This is a genomic window from Mycobacterium sp. HM-7 (genome assembly GCF_053852335.1).
Map to the genome: position 1 here is coordinate 3,237,966 of NZ_CM132657.1, position 22,967 is coordinate 3,260,932.

Annotated in this window: 21 protein-coding genes; 6 read left to right on the forward strand and 15 right to left on the reverse strand. The window is 64.0% G+C overall.

Going from position 1 to position 22,967, the window contains the following annotated elements; genetic code table 11:
* Positions 1-159 precede the first annotated feature (159 nt).
* The 9 genes from ACWW1C_RS15630 to ACWW1C_RS15670 all read right to left on the reverse strand — a co-directional run bounded on the left by ACWW1C_RS15630 (position 160) and on the right by ACWW1C_RS15670 (position 9,247).
* Entirely contained in the window at positions 160-1,299 is a 1,140-nt protein-coding gene (locus tag ACWW1C_RS15630; RefSeq protein ID WP_455979238.1) for an acyl-CoA dehydrogenase family protein, read from the reverse strand.
* Positions 1,296-2,336, reverse strand: coding sequence for a cytochrome P450 (locus tag ACWW1C_RS15635; RefSeq protein ID WP_455979239.1), 1,041 nt, complete (start codon positions 2,334-2,336; stop codon positions 1,296-1,298). Before ACWW1C_RS15635 ends, ACWW1C_RS15630 begins: the two co-directional genes overlap by 4 nt.
* A 188-nt stretch (positions 2,337-2,524) precedes the next feature.
* Complete coding sequence (locus ACWW1C_RS15640) at positions 2,525-2,737, reverse strand: Zn-ribbon domain-containing OB-fold protein (RefSeq protein ID WP_455979240.1); 213 nt, start codon at positions 2,735-2,737, stop codon at positions 2,525-2,527.
* 188 nt (positions 2,738-2,925) lie between these two features.
* Complete coding sequence (locus ACWW1C_RS15645; RefSeq protein ID WP_455979241.1) at positions 2,926-4,092, reverse strand: thiolase family protein; 1,167 nt, start codon at positions 4,090-4,092, stop codon at positions 2,926-2,928.
* Entirely contained in the window at positions 4,089-4,886 is a 798-nt protein-coding gene (locus tag ACWW1C_RS15650; RefSeq protein ID WP_455979242.1) for a crotonase/enoyl-CoA hydratase family protein, read from the reverse strand. The genes ACWW1C_RS15645 and ACWW1C_RS15650 overlap by 4 nt, the downstream gene beginning before the upstream one ends.
* Positions 4,883-6,526: an AMP-dependent synthetase/ligase gene (locus tag ACWW1C_RS15655; protein ID WP_455979243.1), complete on the reverse strand. Its 1,644-nt coding sequence runs from the start codon at positions 6,524-6,526 to the stop codon at positions 4,883-4,885. Before ACWW1C_RS15655 ends, ACWW1C_RS15650 begins: the two co-directional genes overlap by 4 nt.
* A gap of 100 nt (positions 6,527-6,626) precedes the next feature.
* Positions 6,627-7,565, reverse strand: a complete 939-nt coding sequence (locus ACWW1C_RS15660; protein WP_455979244.1) for an alpha/beta hydrolase — start codon at positions 7,563-7,565, stop codon at positions 6,627-6,629.
* Positions 7,566-7,595: 30 nt separating this feature from the next.
* The gene (locus ACWW1C_RS15665) at positions 7,596-9,053 is read right to left on the reverse strand and encodes an aldehyde dehydrogenase (protein ID WP_455979245.1); all 1,458 of its coding nucleotides are present in this window, start codon (positions 9,051-9,053) and stop codon (positions 7,596-7,598) included.
* Positions 9,053-9,247, reverse strand: coding sequence for a ferredoxin (locus ACWW1C_RS15670; protein WP_455979246.1), 195 nt, complete (start codon positions 9,245-9,247; stop codon positions 9,053-9,055). Before ACWW1C_RS15670 ends, ACWW1C_RS15665 begins: the two co-directional genes overlap by 1 nt.
* Positions 9,248-9,394: 147 nt before the next feature.
* Between ACWW1C_RS15670 and ACWW1C_RS15675 the strand changes: the two genes are divergently transcribed.
* Positions 9,395-10,477: an NAD(P)-dependent alcohol dehydrogenase gene (locus ACWW1C_RS15675; protein WP_455979247.1), complete on the forward strand. Its 1,083-nt coding sequence runs from the start codon at positions 9,395-9,397 to the stop codon at positions 10,475-10,477.
* Between the two features lie 17 nt (positions 10,478-10,494).
* Here the strand turns inward: ACWW1C_RS15675 and ACWW1C_RS15680 are convergent, their stop codons facing one another.
* The 5 genes from ACWW1C_RS15680 to ACWW1C_RS15700 all read right to left on the reverse strand — a co-directional run bounded on the left by ACWW1C_RS15680 (position 10,495) and on the right by ACWW1C_RS15700 (position 15,301).
* A complete protein-coding gene (locus ACWW1C_RS15680) occupies positions 10,495-11,025 on the reverse strand; it encodes a TetR/AcrR family transcriptional regulator (RefSeq protein ID WP_455979248.1) in 531 nt (176 codons plus the stop codon).
* A 188-nt stretch (positions 11,026-11,213) separates the two neighbouring features.
* Positions 11,214-12,056, reverse strand: a complete 843-nt coding sequence (locus tag ACWW1C_RS15685; RefSeq protein ID WP_455979249.1) for an SDR family oxidoreductase — start codon at positions 12,054-12,056, stop codon at positions 11,214-11,216.
* Entirely contained in the window at positions 12,057-13,592 is a 1,536-nt protein-coding gene (locus tag ACWW1C_RS15690; protein WP_455979250.1) for an aldehyde dehydrogenase family protein, read from the reverse strand.
* A gap of 24 nt (positions 13,593-13,616) precedes the next feature.
* The gene (locus ACWW1C_RS15695; protein WP_455979251.1) at positions 13,617-14,867 is read right to left on the reverse strand and encodes a cytochrome P450; all 1,251 of its coding nucleotides are present in this window, start codon (positions 14,865-14,867) and stop codon (positions 13,617-13,619) included.
* A 23-nt stretch (positions 14,868-14,890) separates the two neighbouring features.
* Entirely contained in the window at positions 14,891-15,301 is a 411-nt protein-coding gene (locus ACWW1C_RS15700; protein WP_455979252.1) for an SCP2 sterol-binding domain-containing protein, read from the reverse strand.
* A 184-nt stretch (positions 15,302-15,485) separates the two neighbouring features.
* Here ACWW1C_RS15700 and ACWW1C_RS15705 point away from each other — a divergent pair, with 184 nt between their 5' ends.
* From ACWW1C_RS15705 to ACWW1C_RS15715, 3 genes are read left to right on the forward strand one after another with little or no spacing between them, the layout of a single operon-like run.
* Entirely contained in the window at positions 15,486-15,701 is a 216-nt protein-coding gene (locus tag ACWW1C_RS15705) for a ferredoxin (RefSeq protein WP_455979253.1), read from the forward strand.
* A gap of 15 nt (positions 15,702-15,716) precedes the next feature.
* Entirely contained in the window at positions 15,717-17,270 is a 1,554-nt protein-coding gene (locus ACWW1C_RS15710; protein ID WP_455979254.1) for an AMP-binding protein, read from the forward strand.
* 2 nt (positions 17,271-17,272) lie between these two features.
* Positions 17,273-17,929: a TetR/AcrR family transcriptional regulator gene (locus ACWW1C_RS15715; protein WP_455979255.1), complete on the forward strand. Its 657-nt coding sequence runs from the start codon at positions 17,273-17,275 to the stop codon at positions 17,927-17,929.
* Here ACWW1C_RS15715 and ACWW1C_RS15720 read toward each other — a convergent pair.
* Positions 17,912-19,546 carry a GMC oxidoreductase gene (locus ACWW1C_RS15720; RefSeq protein WP_455979256.1) on the reverse strand — a complete coding sequence of 545 codons (1,635 nt, stop codon included), beginning with the start codon at positions 19,544-19,546 and terminating at the stop codon, positions 17,912-17,914. The genes ACWW1C_RS15715 and ACWW1C_RS15720 overlap by 18 nt on opposite strands.
* A gap of 93 nt (positions 19,547-19,639) precedes the next feature.
* Between ACWW1C_RS15720 and ACWW1C_RS15725 the strand changes: the two genes are divergently transcribed.
* Both ACWW1C_RS15725 and ACWW1C_RS15730 read left to right on the forward strand, forming a co-directional pair.
* Entirely contained in the window at positions 19,640-21,265 is a 1,626-nt protein-coding gene (locus tag ACWW1C_RS15725) for a flavin-containing monooxygenase (protein ID WP_455979257.1), read from the forward strand.
* Between the two features lie 54 nt (positions 21,266-21,319).
* Positions 21,320-22,963 carry a long-chain fatty acid--CoA ligase gene (locus tag ACWW1C_RS15730; RefSeq protein WP_455979258.1) on the forward strand — a complete coding sequence of 548 codons (1,644 nt, stop codon included), beginning with the start codon at positions 21,320-21,322 and terminating at the stop codon, positions 22,961-22,963.
* The last annotated feature ends 4 nt before the right edge of the window (positions 22,964-22,967 follow it).

A 22,967-nucleotide genomic window follows, 5' to 3' on the forward strand; every position in this document is an offset into this window, starting at 1 on the left:
GTGCGCAATGCTTCCTTTCATTTTTGGTGTTCGCCCTGCGAGCATCGAACGAGCCGGGTCGACGTCGCGACTCGTCAGAGCGGTCGAGTCTCGGCGCCCGTGGATACTTCAGTCGCGCATCGTCCAGCGCTCCGCATGTGCTGAACGGGATGTCGCTCGCTAGGCCAGATTCATGCCTTTGGCGATGATCTCGTTCATGATTTCCGTGGCGCCTCCGCCGATGCCCATGATGCGCGCATCGCGGTAATGTCGCTCGACCTCGGTCTCACGCATGTAGCCCATGCCACCGAAGATCTGAACCGCGTGATGAACCACGAATTCACACGCGAAAGTCGCGGTGTTCTTCGCCATTGCCACCTCGGTGCTGACTCGCTCTCCTGCGTTATAGCGCGCCGCGACATCTCGGACGAAGGCGCGAGCAGCGGTGACCTGCCGTGCCATCTCGGCAAGTTTGTGCCGGATGACCTGTCGATTGATCAGCGGCTCTCCGAAGGTGACACGATCGCGAGCCCAACTGGTAGCGAGGTCGACACACCGCTGAGCGATCGCGCACGCCTGAACACACATCAACAGCCGCTCACTGTCGAACCGCTGCATGATCTGGATAAAGCCGGTGCCTTCTGGCCCAACGAGATTGGCAAGGGGCACCCGGACATCGGTGAAGCTCAGTTCGGCGGTATCCGAGCAGAGGCAGCCCATCTTGTCCAACTTCCGGGTGACGGCGAAACCTGGGCTGTCGGTGTCGATCACGAGCAGCGAGACGCCCTTGTGCGGGTGATCGCCGGTACGCACTGCAGCGGTCACAAAATCGGCACGGCACCCGGACGTGATGAAGGTCTTGGCCCCATTGACGATGTAGGAGTCACCGTCGCGCACGGCGCTCGTCCGCAGTGCCGCAACGTCAGACCCACCGCCGGGTTCCGTGACCGCCAGCGCACCGATCTTGGCACCGTCAAGGGCCGGCTTGACGTAGCGTTCGATCTGGCTGGGGTCGCCCGCTGCCGCGATGTGTGGAGTGGCGATAGCGTGCGTCATGAGAGCGCCGCACAGTCCCGCACTCCCCCCGTGCAGAATGACTTCCTCGTTGAGGATCAGGAAGTCGAGGAACTCCCCCGCACCGCCCGCCGATTCGGGAAAACCCAGTCCGAGCAGACCGAGCTCACCGGCCTGCCGGTGCAGATCTCGCGGGACCTGCCCGGCCGATTCCCACTCGTCCAGGTAGGGCGCAATCCTGCGGTCGGTGAAATCGCCGACCAGTTGACGCAATTCACGGCGTTCTGCCGTGGCCCATGGCGTCATGCCGAAATACCTTCCTTGACCGATACCCTGACCGGCAGGGCTTCGATGCCGTTGATGAAATTGGAGCGTTGCCGCACCGGCGCGCCGGTGATCTGGACCGATCCGAACCGCTCATAGAGGGCCGGCAGGATGGTTCTGGCCTCCGCGCGCGCGACGGCATTACCGAGACAGAAATGCTGGCCTGCGCCGAACGCCAGATGTGGATTGTCGGTCCTGGCGATGTCGAATCGCTGGGCATCCTCGAAGACGTCTTCGTCGCGGTTCGCCGACGCGAAACTCAGCACGACCTTGTCGCCCGTCGCAATCTGCCGGCCGCCCAACTCGAAATCGGCCACAGCAGTACGGCGGAACTGCGTCACCGGTGAGTGATAGCGCAGCACTTCTTCAATAGCGGTGGGCCACAGTTCCGGATCGTTGCGCAACAAGCGCAGTTGGTCGGGGTGCTCGCCCATGAGCAGCACAAAGCCTGTCAGCAGGTTTCGTGTCGTCTCATTTCCAGCGATCACGAGCAGCTGGAAGAACCTGCGCAACGACTCGTCATCGAGCTGCTCACCGTCGACTTCGGCGTTCACCACGGTGCTCCAGACATCCTCGCCCGGATGCGCGCGCTTGTGCTTTGTCAGCTCGGCGGCGTAGGCGAACAACTCCATGAATGCCTTGCCGTAGGACTCGGGATTGGTGATCGCGGCGGGGTCACCGCCGCCGACCATCTCGTTCGTCCAGTCATAGAGCAGGCGTCGATCGCTGGACGGCACTCCCAACAGGTCGGCCAACACCAGGACTGGCATCTCCGCGGAAAACCGGTCGACAAGGTCGAATTCAGTATCAGGCTCAAGCGATTCCACAATCTGGCGCGCATGGTTGTGCATGGAATCAGCCATGTCGCGTACGACCCGCGGGGTGAACGCCTTGCCGACGATACGGCGCATCGTGGAATGTTCTGGCGGATCCTGGTTCAGCATCGCCTTGCGCGCTTCACGCAACAGGTGCGGCGGGCTGTCGCGAATGAACGTGCCGCCCGCATAGGAACTGAACACGTCCGGCCGCTTACCCGCGGTTACGACGTCGGCGTGTCGGGTGACCACCCAGAATCCTGGTCCGCCAGGAAAGACGCCGTCAGCGGGCTCGGCCGACCATGCCACCGGGTTCTCCCGGCGCAGGCGGGTGAACAGCTCGTGTGGGTAGCCGCGCTCATAGGTGGCGGGATTACCTAGGTCCAGCTCAATCATTGCGATGCCGCCTCAACAAATATCGGATAGCTTTCGCCGTCCTCCGGGTGCACGAACTCCGCTTTCAGTGCCACGCCACAGCGGGGTTCGTCGATGACGATTCGCGCATAAACCCAAGGCCCCTCCGACAATTCGACAATTCCGACGGTGTAGGGCACGACGTCGGTGTACGCCCGGTTGGGTGCCCGGTGCACGACCGTCCAGGACACGAGAGCCCCTGCACCACTCGCGGGCATCCACGACAGTTGGGTGCCGCGGCAGGCAGTACACACCTGAGCTTCCGGTGCCGACGCGTGAGTGCAGACGTCACAGGTCTTCAATAGCAATAGATCGTCATCGGCAGCGTCGAAGAACTCGCCACTTTTTGCGTCCCGATCGATCGGTGGCCATGCGTTTGTCATTGTGCCCCACCAAGAATCAGCGTGGCATGGTGCTCTAACACGCCGCCGTTCCCACTTACCATGATGACATCTCGCCTCTCGACTTGGCGCCCACCGGCCATTCCGCGGCCCTGCAATACGGCCTCGACGATCGGTGTGAATCCGGAGAGGTAGTACGCCGAGAGCTGCCCACCGCCGGTGTTGCACGGTAGGACACCACCGGGCCCGAGCGCGCCGTCAGCCACGAACGCGCCTCCTTCGCCCTTCCCGCAGAACCCGTAGTCCTCCAGCGTCACCAGGACGGTGAACGTGTAGCAGTCGTACAGCTGCAGCAGGTCCACGTCGCTGGTCGTGACGCCCGCCATGCGCAGGGCCGCGGGCCCGGCAGCGGCTGCGCCGGTGCGCAACCCAAAGTCGCTGTCATGCTCCATGATTCGACCTGGGTGGGCCTGACTCCAGCCGAGAATGTCAACCGGGGGCCGGGCGAGATCGCGCGCACGTTGGCTGCTGGTGACGATCACTGCTGCGGCACCGTTGGAGACGAGACAGATATCGAACAGATGCAGGGGTTCGGCGATGATCGGCGAAGCCTGATGGTGCTCGATTGTTATCGGCTCACGATATTGCGCGTTCGGGTTGAGTGCGGCCCAACTGCGCTGTGCGACCGCGATGGCGCCGAGCTGCTCACTGGTGGTGCCGAAGGCGGCGAAATGGCGCTGGGCGGCCAGCGCGTAGAAGAGGTTGGGCGTCACCATGCCGATACCCGCGTGGTAGCCGGCGAAACCACTGGGCCCCCTGCGGTTTCCAGTTTTCGGCGAACCGAAGGCATCCCGGCCCGAGCCGGTCTGTTTCAGCGGGGCGTCGGCGAATACGCAGGCCACTGTCGATGCTTCGCCGGCCGCGATGGCGGCTGCGGCGTAGGCGATCATCACGGCGGGGCTGGCGCCGAGCACAGAGACTTCTGCCAGGAGCGTCAGATCACGTAGCCCGAGGACCTTCTGGAGCGAGAGTTTCGGCGCGCCCTGGGTTCCCGGCGTGACAAGCAGTCCGTCCAGGTCACCCAGGTCCAGCCCGGCGTCCGCTACTGCGAGCCGAACCGCTTCAGCGGCAAGGTCGGTCGCGCTTCGGCCGTAGACTTTTCCGACGTCGGTCAGACCGAGGCCGGCGATCGCGGCGGCGGTCATGTACCGCTCCAGATCGGTGCCCGCTTTTCGGTGAATGCCCGGGGCCCTTCCTTGGCGTCGTTGGTGCGCATCACTGTCTTGGCTTCGCCATCAGACAGTGCCCACGCGGCCGCGCCGAAATCCGAGCCGGCGTCGCGCGCGGCGTAGGTGACCTGCTTGCTGGCCCGAACTGCCAGCGGCGCATTCGCGGCGATCACCTCGGCGAGTTCCAGTGCCGTATCGAGCACTTGCTCCGGTGCGACCACGCGATTGACCAGTCCCCAGCGCAGAGCCTCATCCGCCGACATCGGCGCTCCGGTGAGGGTCATCTCGAGCGCGATCGACAGCGGAATCCGCTTCGACAAGCGAAGCAGGCCGCCGCCAGCGGCAATGATCCCGCGCGTGACTTCGGGCAGGCCGAGGGTGGCCGACTCGCTCATGACCGCGAGATCACATGCCAGCAGCAGCTCAGTGCCGCCGCCGAGGGCGTATCCATTCACCGCCGCGATCAACGGCTTGGAGAGTCCGGACTTCAGGAATCCGCCGAAGCCGCGCTCCCGCTGCGACGGGTCGATCAACGGCCGGCCGGCGGCTACCTCCTTGAGGTCTGCGCCGGCGCTGAAGGCACGATCGCCGGCGCCGGTGAGTATCCCAACGCGCAAGTCCGGATCGGCGATCAGTTCGTCGATCGCATCCTGCACGGCCAGCGACATCGCTGCGGTGATCGCGTTCATCGCGTGCGGACGGTTCAGCGTGATGACGGCGACGTGGCCCACTCGGCGCAGCAGGGCCGGGGCTGCTTCTGCGGTCGTCACGCGTAGAGTTCCTCGATCTGGGCGGCGTACTTGGCGGCGATCGGTTTGCGCTTCAGCTTCGATGTCGGGGTCAATTCATCGCTACCGGGAGCGAAGAACGTCGGCAGGATGGTGAACCGCTTGATCTGCTCGACGCGTGCAAGCTTCGCATTGCCGGCCTCGACAGCCTTCGCGACGATGTCGCGGATCTTGGGCTCGGCGGCCATGACCGCCGGGTCCGCGCTGATCTGCAATTCGGCGGCGAAGGTGGTTGCAGCATCAGGATCCAGGGTGATCAACGCCACGTTGTACGGGCGCCCGTCGCCGATGGCAACCACCGGGCCAAGCAACGGTGAGGATGAAGCGATAGCGCCTTCGATGTTGGTCGGCGACATGTTCTTTCCGGCCGCGTTGATGATCAGCTCCTTTTTCCGGTCGACGATGCGCACATAGCCTTCGTCGTCGATCTCGGCGATGTCGCCCGAGTGCAGCCACCCGTCGGCGTCAATGGCCTCGGCGGTTTTCACGGGATTGTTGCGATAGCCCTTCATCACCGACGGTGCCCGCAAGAGCAGTTCACCGTCATCCGCAAGCCGCAGTTCAGCACCGGGCGGCGCCATACCGACCGTGCCTTGCCGAGCCATCGACGGCGGAGCTCCGGTGCCGAGACCGCACTCGGACATACCCCACATTTCGCTGACCGGTATGCCCAGTTTCTGGATGAAAGCGAAGTCGTCGGGTGCGATGGCCGCAGCGCCGGATAGCGCCCATTTCAGTCGATCAAGCCCGAGCCGCGTCCTGATCGCATCGAGGACGTGGGGTGCGCCGCCATCGAAACTGGCTTTGAGGCGGTCATCGGCATTCAGCTGCAACTGAACGCCAGTCTTGAGCTTCTCCCAGGTTCGCGGAACGGCGATGAAAAGCGAGGGATGCACCTGCGACAACACCGCCGGCAGCAGCTTGGCTTCGGCCAAGGTGATCAACTCGATACCGGCAAGCACGCCGAAGTAGTGGGTGAAGAATCGATCCGCCGCATGTGCCGATGGCAAGTACGAGATGAACGTATCGCCGGATGCATACGGGTAGAAGGCATTAACGGCTTCGGCCATCGCCATGGCACTGCGGTGCGTATGTTCGACGCCCTTGGGAGGTCCGGTGGTTCCCGACGTATAGATCAAACACAGCACATCATCGGGGTGCACCGCCTGCCACGCGGCCTCGAAGTCGAAGTAGTCGTCAGGCCGCAGCCGAGTTATATCGTCGTCCTCGATCACGAGGATGTGCTCGACCGGAGACTGGGCCGCCTTCACCTTGTCGACGTACTGACGCTCGGTCACCACGATGCGGGTGTCGGCATCGGTCAGCAGATATTCGATCTGCTCGGTCGGACACGTGTTGTAGATCGAGTAGGTTGTCGCACCCAGATGGGAGGCGGCTGCCTCGGTCAGGTTGAACTCCGGCCGATTGGTTAGCAGTGCGGCGAAGGTGTCCCCGCGTCGCAACCCCAGGGCCGCGAGGCCGCCGGCGATCCTTCGGACCTCGTCGGCGTATTGGCGCCAGGTGTAGGTGCGAGCTCCGTCCGCGCTGCGAAGCGCGACGGCATCACCCCGGGCAGCGACCATCTGTTGGAACGCTTGGGGCAAGGTCTGGGGTTGCGGCATGTTCTGGTCCCTCGTCAGTTCGGTGGCGTGGTGATAGTCCGGGTGTACGTCGGCCCGAGCGACAGCTGGCGATCGGTTGTGCCCGAACGGGATAGGTCCATCAGCCAGTTGACCTTCGTCCGTCTGAGCTGGACTGCCGGTCAACATTCGACGCAAGGAACCAGCCCGCGTCCCACAGTGCCTCTCGAGCGGCTTGCGAGAACCGAGCCAGTGCTTGGAACACATGGATCTGATCCGGCCACACCTGCAATCGGTGCGACACCCCGGCCCGAGACAATGCATCCGCCAGACGTTGCGAATCCGTCAGCAGGCACTCGGTGTCGCCCACCTGGATCAGCACCGGCGGCCAAGCGCGCAGGTCCGCATCCAGAACGGCGATGCGGGCATCGTCCAGAGCTGCTGCGCCGACGTAGGCTTGCAACATCTTGCAACCCAGTTTCGGAGACAAGATCGGGTCCCGTTGTAGCGCGTCGCGCTGCACGGCGCTCGCGCCGCTGAGGTCCAAACATGGCGAGAACAGCACTGCGGCCGCGGGCATCGGAAGTCGGCTTCGAGCCGCGTCATTCAGCACCGAACACGCCAGATGACCGCCCGCCGAGTCGGCGGCGAGCGTGATCCTGCTCGAGTCGTATCCGTGGGCCAGGAGGTGCCGGTACGCCGCGAGCGCGTCATCAGCAGCGGCCGGAAACGGATGCTCGGGTGCCACCCGGTACCGCAAGAGGAACACTGCCATCCCACTGGCCTCCGACAAGCGTCGGACCATGCCCTGGTGCGACCGGGTTGAGCCGAAGACGAATCCGCCTCCGTGCAGATAAAGTACGACGCCGCGGTCTGCCGACGCGCTTGGCGCGATGATCCACGTACCCTGCGGCGCTCCACCGGCGATGTCCTGGTCGACTTGAGCTGCCCACGGCTTACGAAACAGCCCCGCGCCATCGGCGGTGCGCCGCAGCAATGCCAGCTGAAAGCCCTTCGGCTCCATTCGGTCTTGCAGGAGCCGGACGGTCCGTCCGATCGCCTTCAGCAGATGAATTCGCATTTGTTTGCACTCCATTGTGCTCGATTCCGCTCAGGCGGGCAGGTAGATGGACTTGGTGGACTGGTAGGCGAGTAGCCCTTCGGGACCTAGCTCGCGACCGAGGCCACTGGACTTCACCCCGCCGAAGGGCGCGCCGTGATCCATCGTGAACCCGTTGACTCCCACACTTCCCGTATGAACCCGTCGCGCGACATCCATACCCCGACCGGGGTCACTGGTCCACACCGTGCCGCCCAGACCGAACTCCGAATCGTTGGCGATCCGCACGGCATCGTCAACAGTGTCGTATGGAATCACCGCCAGCACCGGCCCGAAGATTTCTTCACGAGCGATGGTGGCGTCGTTATCGATATCGGCGAAGATCGTCGGCTCGACAAACCAGCCCTTGTCGCGCCCCCGAGGCCGGTTCCCGCCCGTGGTGATGGTGCCGCCCTCGGCTATTCCTTTGGCGATGTAGCCTTCCACCACCTCACGTTGGCGGGCGCTGGCCAGTGGCCCGATCACAGTGCCCGGGTCGAGCGCATCGCCGATGGGCAGCGACGACGCCAACGCGGTGAAGGCATCGACGATCTCCCGATAGCGCTTGCGCGGGGCCAGAATTCGGGTGCTGATGTAGCAGCTCTGCCCCTGGTTGAGCAGGGTGCTCGCGAACATGCCCTTCATCGCGACGCTCAGATCGACGTCATCGAGGATGATGCCCGCGGACTTACCACCCAGCTCCAGCGTGACCGGTCGCAGCAGTCGCGCACAAGCTTCGGCGATGGTGCGGCCGGCGCCTGTGGAGCCGGTGAATGCCACCTTGTCCACTCCTGGATGAGCGACGAGGTGTGCCCCGGCGCCGCGCCCCGAGCCGGGGACGATGTTGAGCACACCGGGCGGAAGCTCTGCCGCGAGAGCGGCTTCGGCGACCAGCATCGCGTCAAGCACTGTTTCCGACGACGGCTTGAGCACCACGGTGCACCCCGCCGCCAGCGCGGGGGCCAACTTGAAGAACGACAGCGTCTGCGGGAAGTTCCACGGGACCACAGCCCCGACAACGCCGATCGGATCCCGACGCACCACCGTGGTGCCGGTGACCAGTGACGCCCTGCGCTCCTCGATATCGTTGCAACGCACCAAATCTGCGTAGTAGCGCAGCAGTGTTGCCGGGACCTTCGCCTCGGTTTGGCGGGAAATCCGGATGGGCATGCCGTTTTGGCTACTGACGGCCCGCGCGATGCTATCGGCGCGTGCGACCAGTTCATCGGCGAATCGATCCAGTTTTTCGGCACGCCGCGATGGCTCCCAGTGGGCCCAGCCCTGCGGATCATCGAAGGCTTGGCGTGCGGCTGCTACCGCCCAGTCGACATCGGTGGCCTCGGCGGCGGCAACCGCACCGAGCGGTTCCTCGGTACTGGCCGAACAGACCTCGATTCGCCGCGATGTCGATGGCTCCACCCATTGGCCACCGATGAACAGCGCGTCGTACGCCGCCTTGTCGTCGGACATCAGCACTCCTGCAGTCGAAGGGCGCCGGTCGGGCAATTGTCGACCGCCGTCTGCACCTGGGCCTGTTCGTCGTCGGCGATATCCTCGCGGGCGAGAGTCAGTACGCCGTCGTCATCGATCTGGAAAATCTCGGGCAGCAAGGATTCACAGAGTCCGATGCTGGCGCACCGCGTTCGATCGACACTGAGCTTCATACCTGTCAGTAGACCCGTGGTCGGCATCGCGGGACCAGACCGTTGACCATTCGCTAGCCGTTCGGTCACCAAATCTGGCCAGTTGATGCGATGCCGCCGTGGATGGCGGACAGATAGCGTCGGATTATCCCAATCGAGGAGGCAACGATGCTGGCGCAGGCAGCCGTATTGGACGGTCCCACTGCCGAATTCACGGTGCGCGGCATCGAGGTCCGCGAGCCGCGCCCGGGCGAGGTATTGGTGGCCGTTCGGGCCGTCGGGATGTGTCACACCGACATCACGGCGCGGCACTCGCCGATACCGCTCGCATTCCCGGTTGTGTTGGGACACGAGGGCGCGGGAGTCGTCGAAGCCGTCGGTTCGGGCGTTACCGCAGTGCAGGCGGGCGACCGGGTCGTGCTGACCTACGACTCGTGCGGCGATTGCGACAACTGCCACACCGGCCAACCCGGATATTGCACAGAATTCTTCGGCCGCAACATGACTGGCCGTGGCCTCGGCTGCTCGTCGCCACTGCGGTGCGACGGCGAGGAGATCAACGGTCGCTGGTTCGGGCAGTCGTCGTTTGCGACTCATGCCATCGTCGGTGAACGATGTCTGGTCAAGGTCGGCGATGAGCTGCCATTCAGCGAGCTGGCGCCGCTGGGCTGTGGTGTGCAGACCGGCGTCGGCGCCGTAGTGCACACGCTCGGCCTCCGCTTCGGCCAGTCGCTTGTGGTGTATGGAGCTGGAGCGGTCGGCCTTTCGGCAGTAATGGCCGCGCACGCCAGCGGTGCGCGCGAGGTCATCGCGGTCGACCTCCACGAAAGTCGTCGCGAGCTGGCGCTGGAACTTGGCGCCACACGCGTGTATGACGGATCCGACCCCGAATTGGCGGCGCAGGTGCGTGCTGTCACGGGCGGATGCGATTTCGCGCTCGACACCACCGGAGTGCCGGCGGTGATGAACACGGCACTGACCACATTGCGTAGTAGGGGCATGCTTGGCATCGTGGGCAGCACTGCCCCCAAGTTGAGTTTCGCCACCGGCGCCATGGCGACCAAACGCATTGCTTTCCTGTTCGAAGGTGACACCGCCCCAAAACAATTCATTCCGCAACTGATCGCGCTGCGACTTGCCGGCCGTCTGCCGTACGACCGGCTGATCACCACATTCGACTTCGCCGACATCAACGATGCCGAAGCCGCATCGATCGACGGATCGGTCGTCAAACCTGTTCTGGTGATGTGAGATTCGTGGCGCTCTGATCACACCATCTTCTGGGCAGCTTCCAGAAAGTCGGTGAGGGCAGCGGCGGTTGCCTTGCGGCCGCGGCTGCTCTCGCCGGCAGCCCACCGGGGAAGGAACTCGCTCCACATGCAGACCAAGAGTGTTGCGCGAATCTCGGCCACTGCCGGCTTCATGCCGGAATTCTCGAGAGACCTACGCACCTTGCGGACCTGACGCACGAAAACTGCATCGGCCCAGCGCCGAACAGCAGGATCGACGGCAGCAGCCGCTTGAGCATGGTTCCAGATTCGGCCAAGCTTGCGCCACGCGGTGAGCGTGTGCTCGTATGCAGCCTCTGTCTCGGCACGTGTGTTTGCTGCGGCGAATTCGCGGAAGAGCTCGAGTTCACCTGGCAGGAGGTCCCGCAGCGCCGCCTGGAGAATCTCCGACTTACTGTCGAAGTGCAGATAGATGGTGCCGCGATTCAGATTTGCGCGTCCGGCGATGTCTTCCATTGTGGCGCCGGCGAAGTCGCGCTCATCGAAGACGTCGAGAGCCGCTTCGATCACCCTGCGGCGTGTCAGTTCCCGTTGCAACTGCCGCAGTGACGTTTTTTGTGCGGGGCGTTCGGCTGCGGACCGCGGCCGGCGGCGACCTTGAGGGGCACTGCGAGTCATCTCCCCCACTGACTTCGACCCATCCTTCGATTTCTTCCGCTCGTTTGAGATTACTCAGCAGGTCATCGTCCAGCGATGTCTCAAGCAGGTCCTTCGACGCCACGCACGCGGTCCTCGTATGCCTTGCGTTGAGCCACATCGACGTCGTCGACGAACAGTTTTTCGCTCCCGAGAGCCCTGGTGAGCGCCTCGTAGATGCCGCGAGGTACGAATCTCGACGTCGCCACCAGCAGACCGGCGACCCGAGGAACGTCTACCCGCGCTTTGGGCTTGCGAATGACGCCCACGATCGCATCGGCGATGTCCTCGGGCTCGGCATTCTTCAGCCCCTTCGGCCCGTGGGTCCCCGCAATCAGTTCGGTGTTGGTGAACGCGGGCAGCACTGCCGAGAATTTCACGCCCGAAGTCCGGTACTCCAAACGCGCACAATGGGTGAACTGTAATGCCGCGGCCTTGCTAGCGACGTACGTGGCCAGCCCCGGCGCCGGCCCTTCCGCGGCAAGCGAAGAAACATTGATCACATGACCGCTTCGGCGGGCGACCATGCGGCGGGCGGCAAGCTTGCTGCCGATGATCACGCCCATCACGTTGATATCGAGAATGCGGCGGGTAACCGCGTCGGGTTCGTCGATGATCTTGCCGACCGGCATGACTCCGGCATTGTTGATCAGCACGTCGATGGGCCCGAGTTCCCGCTCGACGCGGTCGAGAAATTCGGCAAACGAATTGGAGTCGGTCACATCTAGTTTCGCGGCCAATGGCAGTCCGAGCTCGGCGCCGGTGTCCTTGACCTTCAGCTCATCGATGTCACCGATCGCTACGCGTGCGCCGAGCCGGTGCAACGCGCCGGCGGTGGCGAGCCCAATGCCCCGTGCGCCTCCGGTGATCACGATGACCTTGTCGCGAATTGCGTTGTCCGACATCTACTTGCCTCCGTCGCTGATTCCGAGTCGACGCCCGCCGCGCGCGGCCAGGGCGCGCATGATCGTCGTCGCGATCTTGAATTTGGCCGGCGAGTACGGATACCAGATGAGTTCCTTCTTCTGGGTCGGGATGCGGGGCGTCGTGATGACCTGCTTGCGGCAGTACTTCCGGATACCGTCGGCTCCGCCCCAGCGCGCACCGATGCCCGACTCTTTCCAGCCGCCCATCGGTAGCGCGAAAGCGAAGAAGTTGGACCCCATGTCGTTGATGTTCACCGCGCCTGCTTCGATACGCCGCGCAACTCGCTCGGCACGGGCCTTGTCGCCGCTCCAGACTGTGGCAGACAACCCGTAGCGCGAGTCATTGGCCAGTGTGACGGCCTCGTCCTCGTCGGCGACCCGGATTATCGGCAACACCGGTCCAAAAGTCTCCTCTCGGACGCACGACATCGACTGTTGCACGTCCACCAGAACGGTTGGCTCGTAGAACGTGCCGGTGCCGGTGGGTTTCCCACCTGTCAGCACACGCGCACCCGCGGCGACGGCCTCGTCGACGTGGCGCGCGACGATGTCGCGCTGGGCCATCGTGGCCATCGGTCCGATGTCGAATTCCGGTTTCGGTCCGTCCTGTCCCTGCCGCAGCTCCCGGACGCACTGCACGACCTTGGCGACGAACTCGTCATGGACCGAGTCCTCCACGTACACACGCTCGATCGACACACACACCTGGCCCGCGTTCAACAGTGCGCCGTAGGTGATGCCGTTGGCTGCCCGGTCCAGATCGGCATCGGCGAGCACGATCGCCGGGTCCTTACCTCCCAGCTCCAGGCTGCACGGGATGAGCCGTTCGGCGCACGCACGCGCGATCGCCCGGCCCGTGGCCACCGAGCCGGTGAATGCCACGTAATCGACGGAATCCACTACGGCAGCACCGGTTTCGCCCCCACCAGTGACGACTGCGAGCACCTTCGGCGCCCCGATCTCGGTCCAGCCGCGGGCGAGCTCCAGCGCTGCCAGTGGCGTCACCTCTGACGGCTTGATCAGCACCGCCGCGCCGGCCGCCAACGCCGGGATCGCGTCGTAGACCGGCATGAGCATCGGGAAATTCCATGGCGAAATGACGCCGACTACTGGGAACGGCCGGTAGATCGTCGTGAGCCGCTTTACTTTTCCGAGCGCGTTGTGGGCCGACGGGTGCGTGTCACGTAGGAATCCGGCCGCGCTTGTCGCGTAATAGTTGATGAGATCAGTCGCCATCGGCACCTCGAAACTGGTCTCCAGGCGCGGCTTACCGGTCTCCGACTGCAGGACATCGCCGATACGTTCGGCGTTGTCGTACAGCCAATTCTGGAATCGGCGCAGCCAGCGTTCACGCCCCCTCGGTCCGATGGCCTCCCATTCCCGTTGCGCAGCACGAAGGTCGGCGACCGTGGCCGCGATTGACTCTGCCGTCTCGATGGGGACTTCGCCGACGATCCGACCGTCTGCGGGGTTTCGTACCACGATGGTGCTTGCAGCCAGGGTTTCGCTCTCCACGGGATGGGTCTCTTTCGCTGACAGTTACGCGCGGGGACCCGTGTGCATGGGCATGCTGCGGATCGCGTTCATGAAGTGGCCCGGGATGTAGCTGGGCTGAGCCACGGTCAATTCCGGATACGTCGTGAGCAGCCGGGTGAACAATGCGCGCAATTGTGCCTTCGCAATCGGGGCGCCCATACAGTAGTGGGCACCTCCCCCGCCGAAACCGAGATGGTCGTTGGGATTGCGCAGGATGTCGAACGCGTCGGGATTCTCGAACACCTGCTCATCGCGATTGCCCGACGAATACAAGAGCACGACCTTTTCGCCCTTCCGGATCGCCTGACCGCCGAGCTCGGTGTCGCAGGTCGCGGTCCGGGCGAACGTCATCACGGGAGTGGAATGACGGACGAATTCCTCGATCGCCGAGTTGATCCGGCCCGGCAGGTCGGCCAGCAGTAGAGCGCGCTGGTAGGGATTACGGGTGAGTTCGTACATCGCCGCCGACGTGGTTTGGCGGGTGGTGTCGTTGCCCGCGCTGGCGAGCAGCACGAAGAACGCCCCGATCTCGGCGTCGCTCAGTTTTTCGCCATCGAGCTCGGCTTCGACAAGCGCCGAGATCAGATCGTCGGCCGGATGGGTGCGCCGGTGCTCGGCCATCTCCATCGCGTAGGTGGCGAGAACGACGACGCCGCCGAACAGCACCTCCAACCCTTCCCTGCCCTCGAGGTATTCCTCGTCCGAACTGGACACCATGTCTTCCACCGCGGTCAGCATCGTCTCGCGGTCGGCCTCGGGGACGCCGAGCATGCGCGCGATCGTCATCGCCGGCAGGCGCATCGATACCCGCTGGACGAAGTCGCCGCCCTCGTCTTCAGCGAGTTGATCGACGACGGCCTGCGCGTCGTGTTCGATCTGGTCCGTGATCTGGCGCACGGCACGCATGCTGAACGCCTTCTGCACCAGCCCACGAACACTCGCATGCCGGGGATTGTCCATACCGAGGAACGACGCCGCCGCCTCGAGCATCTCGGGCGGAAGACTGTCGAGGTGAATCCCCTGCGACGAGCAGAAGGTTTCGTGATCCCGCGAGACGCGCCGAATGTCGGCGTGGCTGAGCGCTGCCCAGAATCCGTCCTCCGGGTCCGGTTCGGGGAACACCGGCGTGGCCGGCTGACGCACCCAGCGCACCGGCTGCTCCGCTCGGAGCTCGGCAAAGATCCTGGCGCGGGTGTCGGGATCCTGCGACCAGAATCCGTAGTCCGACAGGTCGGTGATCGTCTGTTGCTGCACTTCGCTCTCCTGGGTACGCGGCGTCACGCCGACGGTGTTGCGGCGTCTTTTTCCGCCGTCAGCTGTTCGTACAACGGGTACACCGGCTTGGCCGCCGGAATCAGTTTGAGCACCTTGGCGACTGCGCCTTCCACCTTCACCTGGCCGCGTGCCAGCGCAACCGCGGCATTCAGCTTGCCGCGCCAGAACTTATCGCCGTCGTCGGCCGACATCCGCATCGTGACATCCGGTACGACGTCGGTGTCACCCTCGAAAACCTCGATCGCCGGATCGCGCAGCACCAGTGTGAGCGCCGCGGACGGTTCGTGGAACTCGTAACGCAGAACCATGTCGGCCGCGCGCAGCTTGGGACCCGCCTCCGGATGGTCGTTCGCGAGCCGGAATGCTCCGCCGATATACCTGAACACCTCGCCCGCGTCGGCGAAATACGGCATGGTCGTCCTTTCGATAAGGCGAAACGCCTTGACTGTGAATGTAATCCCACTCACGGCCTATGCGATAGTAGGCTGCTCGTATATTGAGTGTACATGCTGTTGATTGACTAGCAAGAGTGTTGACATACCGCCGCCGCACCGCAATGCTGGCTACTGCGATCACACGGAATGGGATGGGATGGGCATGACAGTTACCGCTCGCATCGACAAAGACATCTGCATGAGTTCCGGTATCTGCGTGTCCAACTACGCCGAAACGTTCCGGTTGGACGCCGACGAACTTGCCGAGCCGATCGATGGTGGCATTGCGCTGACACTTGAGCAGTTGCGATCGGCGGTCGGTACCTGTCCGTCCGGAGCGATCGAGCTGCTGCGTGACGGCGTTCCGATCGATGACTGACCAATGGAGAACTCAGTGTCCTTATCGCCTTTGCCGGCCATATCTGCCTTTGCCCGTCGATTCCCCGACAAGCCGGCGACCATCTCGGGCAGCACCGGCGACGTCGTGACCTTCGGCGAACTGGACTCCGAATCACAGCTGTTGGCAAGGTATTTCACAGCCCGTGGGCTGCAGCCAGGCGACGTTGTCGCTCTGCTGTTGAAGAACACTCCCGGCTATCTCAATGTCAGCTGGGGTGCCGAGCGCAGCGGGCTGATATTCGTTCCGGTCAACTGGCACCTGGGCCCCGCCGAGGCGGCCTACATCGTGTCCAACAGCGGCGCGAAGGCACTCATCGCGTCGGCCGAGCTCACATCACTGGCCGAAGTCGTCGCCGCGTCGAATCCCCAGCTTGCCGTCACACTTGCCGTCGACGGCAGCATCCCCGGATTCGACGACTACGAGGTGGCCCTGGACTCTGTCGCGCCCGGCGTGGATTCGCACGAGCGCCAAGGCGCATACATGTTCTATTCCTCGGGCACGACCGGTTCGCCCAAGGGGATCATGCCCGCGGTCCCTGACGCCCCGTTCGGGGCCGGACTGCCCATTGAATCGTTGTTGAAGGCGCAGTTCGGCTTTGGCGAAGATACCGTGTACCTCAGCCTCGGCCCGCTCTACCACAGTGCGCCGCAAGGCTGGTCGCTCGGCACGCAGTCCCACGGGGGCACGACGGTGATCGTCGACAGCTTTGACGCCGAGCAGACCCTTGCGTTGATCGAGCAATACCGCGTGACGCACGTCCAGATGGTTCCGACAATGTTCGTACGCATGCTGAAGTTGCCGCAGGACGTGCGCGACCGCTACGACCTGTCGAGCTTGCGACTGGTGTTTCACGCAGCTGCGCCGTGTCCGCCGGACGTCAAGGAGCGCATGATCGAATGGCTCGGCCCGTGCGTGATCGAGTTCTATTCAGCCAGCGAGTTCAACTCGCTGTTCGTCATCGACAGCGCCTCGTGGCTGACACATCGCGGCTCGGTGGGGCGGGCTGTGGTCGGTACCCCGCATATCCTCGATGACGACGGCAACCAGCTGCCCGTCGGCGAAGTCGGCGAGATTTGGATCGAGAACGGTAACCGGTTCGAATACCACGGCGAGCCCGCCAAGACCGCCGCCGCCTACAACGAACGCGGTTGGAGCACTCTCGGCGATCTGGGTAGCCTCGACGCAGAGGGCTATCTATACCTGTCGGACCGGCGGACCGATCTCATCATCAGCGGCGGAGTGAATATCTATCCGCGCGAGATCGAAGACACCCTGGTGCTGCATGAGGCGATTGCCGATGTTGCCGTTCTCGGAGTTCCCGACGACGAAATGGGTCAGCAGGTCAAAGCGGTTGTGCAGTTGGCCCCTGGCCATGTCGCCGGCGCGCCGATGGAAGCCGAGATCATCGACTACTGCCTGGCCCGGCTCGCGAAGTTCAAATGCCCCCGCTCAGTCGATTTCGCGGACGAGCTCCCGCGGCTCCCAAGCGGAAAACTGCTGCGCCGCAATCTTTCCGAAAAATACGTCACCAACGGATTCCCCCGGTAGGGATGGCGGACGCCTCGGTTCCCGAAGCCGATTCGGCACACAGCCGATCGGCGGCCGAACAGCGGTTGCCGCTGCGGGAAGTGCAGAAGCAGCTCACCCGCGAACGGGTGATCGATGCCGCGATGGAGGTGTTCGGCGAGCGGGGCTTCGGCCCCACCACCATGAACGACATCGCGGCGCGCGCCAATCTCAACCGTGGCACGATCTATCTCCACTTCGCCGACAAATCGGGCATCATCCACGCCGCCCTGGACGCCCTCGCGCCAGAGGAATTGGCCATCTACGCGGCCGCCGAAACCGCCACCACGCGAAGCGAACTCGAGACGATCATGGATCACGCTGTCGAGGTCTGGGTCACTGGCCTGGGCCGAATCTGGCGGCACATGCGCGACGCCGTGGCGCTCGATCCGGCGGTACGGAACTGGCGGGACGAATTCGTCGATCGTCAGGTGTTGAGGGTGTGCGAAGTCCTCGAACACTTCGGGGTGCAACCGTACGAGCGCCGGTATGCGCGCTCTTTGCTCTTGGTCTGCATGTGGAACGACTTCGTGGCCAACGTGTGCGACCGGACGACAGCCGATCGTCGGGCGACCGTAGCTGCGTTGGCCGACTTCTTCTTCGCAGCCACGGGCGCCACGGTGTCAGACGAGTTGCCCTGACGCCGATCCAGCCTGCTCGACCGACTTCGCCGGCACCGCCGACATCGCACGCTCTGTCATCGCGGCGATGGTGAGGCTCGGGTTGGCGCCCACGTTCCACGGCACTGTTGAGCCGTCGCACACCAGCATGTTGCGGTAGCCCCAGACCTGGTGGTTGCCATCGATGACGCTGTTGTCCGGCGAAGTCCCGATCACGGCGCCGCCCAGAATGTGAGCGGTGACCGTGGTGTTGAGGAGGGCCTCCGGCACCAGGGTCTGCGGGACGGCGTCGAGTTCCTCGGCCATCAGCTTGATCGCTTCGTGCACTTCGGGAATGAATGTCGGGATCGGGTGCAGTGGGTCCGGGCGAGTGTTCATGCGAGTGCCGAGACCGAGGCGGCGCTTACGTGTCTCGAAGCTGAGCTTGCCCTCGATGTCCTGCATGGCGCCAAAGACCATTGAACGGCGCGACCAGCCGACCGGGTTGGTGACGCGGGCCGCGTCGATCGGGTGGCGCATGATGGCGGCCAGCATCTTCAGCGGACGGGTCACTCGGGTCCCGTTGGGCGTGAGAGGCGCGAACAGGAACTTCATCGAATCGCCTCCCGAGCCGAATGCGACGGTCTCCATATGCATGCTCGGCAGCGGGTGCGCGCTGCCGGTGATCGACACGCCGCCGAGGCCGAGCTCGACGTTGCGGTCACGCGGCGTCAGCGCTGTCAGCGATTCAGAGTTGGTGCGCACCTGCTCGCCGACCTGATCGCTCAGCAGCGGCAACATGCCGCGCACCTTGCAGTCACCGAGCAGCTTGTTGGTGCCGATGGCGCCAGCGGCGAAAACCACGCCACGAGAACGGATTACGCGCCTCTGCCGCCAGCCGAACACGCCGGGGCGGTGCGCAACGATCGCGTAGCCGTCCGAGCCGTCCGCGGCACCGATCGGCCTGACCTCCGATACCTGCATTTCAGGTTCCACCCGAGTGCCCCGGCGTTCAGCGAGCCAGAGATAGTTCTTGTCCAGACTGTTTTTTGCGTTGTGGCGACAGCCGATCAGGCACTCCGCGCAGCCGAGGCAGCCTGTCCGATCCGGCCCTTGGCCGCCGAAGAATGGATCGGGCACCGTTACGCCGGGCTCACCGAGGAAGATGCCGACCCGAGTCGGGTGACAGGTATCGCCGTAGCCGAGTCGGTCGGCCGCACGCTTGACGACCGCATCGCGAGGGGTCAGCCGCGGGTTGTCGACGACTCCGAGCATTCGTTCGGCCTCCCGGTAATGCGGGTCGAGGTCGACATGCTCGCCGACTGCGTCGGTCAGGCGGGACTGGAACTCCTCGCTGCCGCGATAGAGCGTCGCGCCGTAGACCAGACTGCCGCCGCCGACACCGGCGCCGCTGAGGATCGCGACGTCCCTGAACAGCGACATCCGCATGATGCCGCGCAGACCCAGTCGCGGGGCGAAGAGCAAGTCCCGGACTTTCCAGCCGGACGTCGGAAGGTCGGTGCTAGCGAACCGGCGGCCGCTCTCCAGCACGCACACCGAATAGCCGCGTTCGCTCAAGCGCAGTGCCGAGACACTGCCGCCGAACCCCGAGCCGATCACGACCCAGTCGAAATCGTGTTCCTGACTGACGGCACCCACCAAACCTCCAACACAGAGTCTCTAAACGAGTCAATACGTTAACTTACTGAACACGGTGTTGACCGTCAATGGACGATCGGTCAGACTGGCGGTATGGAAAGCAATTCGCCGCAATTCGATGTTCTCGTAGTCGGAGCGGGATTCTCCGGTCTCTACGCCCTGCACCTCCTGCGCGGCCGAGGGCTCAAGGTTCGGGTGCTCGATTCGGCACCCGAGGTCGGTGGCACCTGGTACTGGAACGCCTACCCGGGCGCACGTTGCGACGTCGAAAGCGCTGACTACTCCTACTCGTTCTCCCCAGAACTGGACCAGGAATGGGAATGGAGTGAGCGCTACGCCGCGCAGCCGGAAATCCTGCGCTACCTCAACCACGTCGCCGACCGATTCGCATTGCGCGACGACATTCTGCTCAACACGACCGTCCAATCGGCGACCTACGACGAAACCGCCGCTGAATGGACACTGACCACCGATTCCGGGACGCTGCGGGCGCGCTACTGCGTGTTCGCCACCGGCGGATTGTCAGCGCCATTGGCGCCGCCGTTCGATGGTGCGGAGACGTTCGCCGGCGAGTCGTACATGACGGCGACGTGGCCGCAGGGTGGAGTCGACTTCAAAGGCAAGAGGGTTGCCGTGATCGGCACCGGCGCGAGCGGGATCCAGTCGGTACCCGAAATCGCCGCCGATGCAGCGCATGTCACCGTCCTGCAGCGCACCCCGAACTTCAGCGTCCTCGGCCGCAACCGCGACCTCGATGCCACTGAAATCGCCGAGCAGAAGGCGACCTACCCCGAGCGGCGAAAGCGACAGCGCGCATCCTATGGCGGGACGAGCACCGAACCGCATCTCCGCCGCGCGGCAGAATGCACGCCGGACGAGCAACTCGAAGAACTGCGCCGCCGGTCCGCAGAAGGTGGCGCCCTCACATACGTGGGCGCGTTCCGCGACGTATTGACCGACCTCGACTCCAACCGGGTCGTCGCCGACTTCATCCGGTCTGACATCCGTTCGCGCGTAACCGATCCCGAGCTTGTCGACCTGGTGACGCCAACCGACCATCCCTTCGCCGGCAAGCGTCCGTGCGTCGACCACGGTTACTTCGAGGCCCTGTGCCGCGACAATGTCGACGTCGTCAACGTACGAGACAATCCGATCGCTGCGATCGAGCCGACCGGTATCCGGCTCGCCGACGGCACGTTCATCGACGTCGACATCATCGTCTACGCCATCGGCTACGACGCCATCTCCGGCGCGCTACTGCGCATCGATATCCAGGGCCGCAATGGAATTCGGCTTCGCGAGGCCTGGGCGCAGGGCCCCACAAGCTACTTGGGTCTGGCGATCGCGGGCTTCCCGAATCTGTTCACCGTGGCCGGCCCCGGCGGGCCACTCGGACTGACCATGATGGTCGCGTTGGCCGAACAGAACATCGAGTGGATCGCCGATTGCATCACTGACCTCGACGCTCGCGGCGTCCAGGCCATCGAGGCGACCCCCGAAGCACAGCAGCGCTGGACCGAGGAGGTCGAACAGCGAGCGCAGCGCAGCGTCTTCGCAGCGGCCCCGAATTCGTACTACACCGGCGCGAACGTCCCCGGCAAACCCCGGCGCTTCTCGATCTACCTCGGTGGATTCGCCCGCTATCAAGCGATTTGCAACGCCGTCGCAGCTGAGGACTACGACGGATTCAACGAACTGACTGTTGCGAACGCCCGTTGATCACTGACTCGGCACCGGCGCCGGTACCCACTGCTCGAATGGAGAATTAGGCAGATGCTGAGCACGATGCAGGACGAGCCCCTCTCGCTTGCAACACTTCTCAGATACGGAACCACCGTGCACGCGGAAGCCACGGTGTCTACCTGGACCGGTGACCGAACCCGGCCGATGAGCTACGGCGACCTCGGTGTGGAGGCAGCTCGGCTGGCAAATGCGCTACGCGGCTTGGGCATCGAAGAGGGCGACCTCGTCGGCACCTTCATGTGGAACAACAACGAGCACATGGTTGTCTACGGTGCGGTGCCGGCGATGGGTGCGGTGTTGCACACCCTGAATATCCGGTTGATCCCTGAGCAGCTGATCTTCGTCGTCAATCACGCCGCGGACAAGGTGATCATCGTCGACGCATCGTTGGTCCCGATGTTCATCGAGTACCTGCCGTCATTGCCGACGGTGCGCCACGTCATCGTTGCCAATGGTGATGCGTCGGCGCTGGAGGCGCCCAAAGGTGTAGCGGTGCATTCATACGCCGAGTTGTTGGATGGTCAGGCGGATCATTTCACCTGGCCGCACATCGACGAACGTTCGGCAGCGGCAATGTGTTACACGTCCGGCACAACGGGCGACCCCAAGGGCGTCGCCTATTCGCACCGATCGATGTACCTGCATTCGATGCAGGTCACCTCGACCAATGGAATGGCGCTCTCACAGGCGGACAAGGCACTGGTGATCGTGCCCCAGTTCCACGCAATGTCATGGGGCATACCGCATGCCGCACTCATGGTCGGCGCCTCGCTAGTGATGCCCGACCGGTTTCTGCAGCCTGAACCGATCACCACGATCATGGCCGCAGAGAAGCCGACCTTCGCCGCTGCGGTACCCACCATCTGGAACGGATTGCTGGCGCACCTCGACGCACATCCGCAGGACATCTCCCACCTGCGAGAGGTCGTCGTCGGTGGTTCCGCCGCAGCGCCGGCGCTGATGCACGCTTTCGAAGAGCGCTACCGGGTGCCGATCCTGCATGCGTGGGGCATGACCGAGACGTCCCCCTTGGGCAGTGTCGCGCGACCGCCTGCGTCCGCCGAGGGCCGGCATCGGTGGGCATATCGTTACACGCAAGGCAGGTTTCCGTCCCTGGTGCGGGCCCGATTGGTCGACGGTGATGGAGCGATTGTGCCCAGCGACGGAAACTCGCCGGGCGAGTTGGAAGTTCGCGGCCCGTGGATCACGGCGACGTACTACTCCCCTGACGATTCAGCCATCGACCCGGAGAAGTTCCGTGACGGCTGGCTGCGCACCGGCGACATCGGAACCATCACCGTCGATGGATTTCTCACGATCCTGGACCGGTCGAAAGATGTGATCAAGTCGGGCGGTGAATGGATTTCGTCGGTCGAACTGGAGAACGCCGTGATGGCGCATCCGGCGGTCGCCGAAGCAGCGGTCATCGGTGTGCCCGACGATAAGTGGGACGAGCGGCCGCTGGTCGCCGTGGTAGCACAGCAGGGCACATCGGTGACCGTCGACGAGCTGCGCGATTACTTGGCCGACAGGGTCGCGAAATGGCAGATACCCGACAGCTGGACGTTTGTGGACGAAGTGCCGAAGACCAGTGTCGGGAAGTTCGACAAGAAGGTGCTGCGCGCGCGTTTCGCACGTGGTGACCTGACGATATGCGGGCGATCTGAGGCCTGAGTTC

What these genes read in the sequence shown, in the direction of transcription:
- ACWW1C_RS15630 (WP_455979238.1), bottom strand. Translation starts at nt 1,299, where the DNA reads ATGACGCCATGGGCCACGGCAGAACGCCGTGAATTGCGTCAACTGGTC.
- ACWW1C_RS15645 (WP_455979241.1), bottom strand. Translation starts at nt 4,092, where the DNA reads ATGACCGCCGCCGCGATCGCCGGCCTCGGTCTGACCGACGTCGGAAAA.
- ACWW1C_RS15655 (WP_455979243.1), bottom strand. Translation starts at nt 6,526, where the DNA reads ATGCCGCAACCCCAGACCTTGCCCCAAGCGTTCCAACAGATGGTCGCT.
- ACWW1C_RS15660 (WP_455979244.1), bottom strand. Translation starts at nt 7,565, where the DNA reads ATGCGAATTCATCTGCTGAAGGCGATCGGACGGACCGTCCGGCTCCTG.
- ACWW1C_RS15665 (WP_455979245.1), bottom strand. Translation starts at nt 9,053, where the DNA reads ATGTCCGACGACAAGGCGGCGTACGACGCGCTGTTCATCGGTGGCCAA.
- ACWW1C_RS15670 (WP_455979246.1), bottom strand. Translation starts at nt 9,247, where the DNA reads ATGAAGCTCAGTGTCGATCGAACGCGGTGCGCCAGCATCGGACTCTGT.
- ACWW1C_RS15675 (WP_455979247.1), top strand. Translation starts at nt 9,395, where the DNA reads ATGCTGGCGCAGGCAGCCGTATTGGACGGTCCCACTGCCGAATTCACG.
- ACWW1C_RS15685 (WP_455979249.1), bottom strand. Translation starts at nt 12,056, where the DNA reads ATGTCGGACAACGCAATTCGCGACAAGGTCATCGTGATCACCGGAGGC.
- ACWW1C_RS15700 (WP_455979252.1), bottom strand. Translation starts at nt 15,301, where the DNA reads ATGCCGTATTTCGCCGACGCGGGCGAGGTGTTCAGGTATATCGGCGGA.
- ACWW1C_RS15705 (WP_455979253.1), top strand. Translation starts at nt 15,486, where the DNA reads ATGACAGTTACCGCTCGCATCGACAAAGACATCTGCATGAGTTCCGGT.
- ACWW1C_RS15715 (WP_455979255.1), top strand. Translation starts at nt 17,273, where the DNA reads ATGGCGGACGCCTCGGTTCCCGAAGCCGATTCGGCACACAGCCGATCG.
- ACWW1C_RS15725 (WP_455979257.1), top strand. Translation starts at nt 19,640, where the DNA reads ATGGAAAGCAATTCGCCGCAATTCGATGTTCTCGTAGTCGGAGCGGGA.
- ACWW1C_RS15730 (WP_455979258.1), top strand. Translation starts at nt 21,320, where the DNA reads ATGCTGAGCACGATGCAGGACGAGCCCCTCTCGCTTGCAACACTTCTC.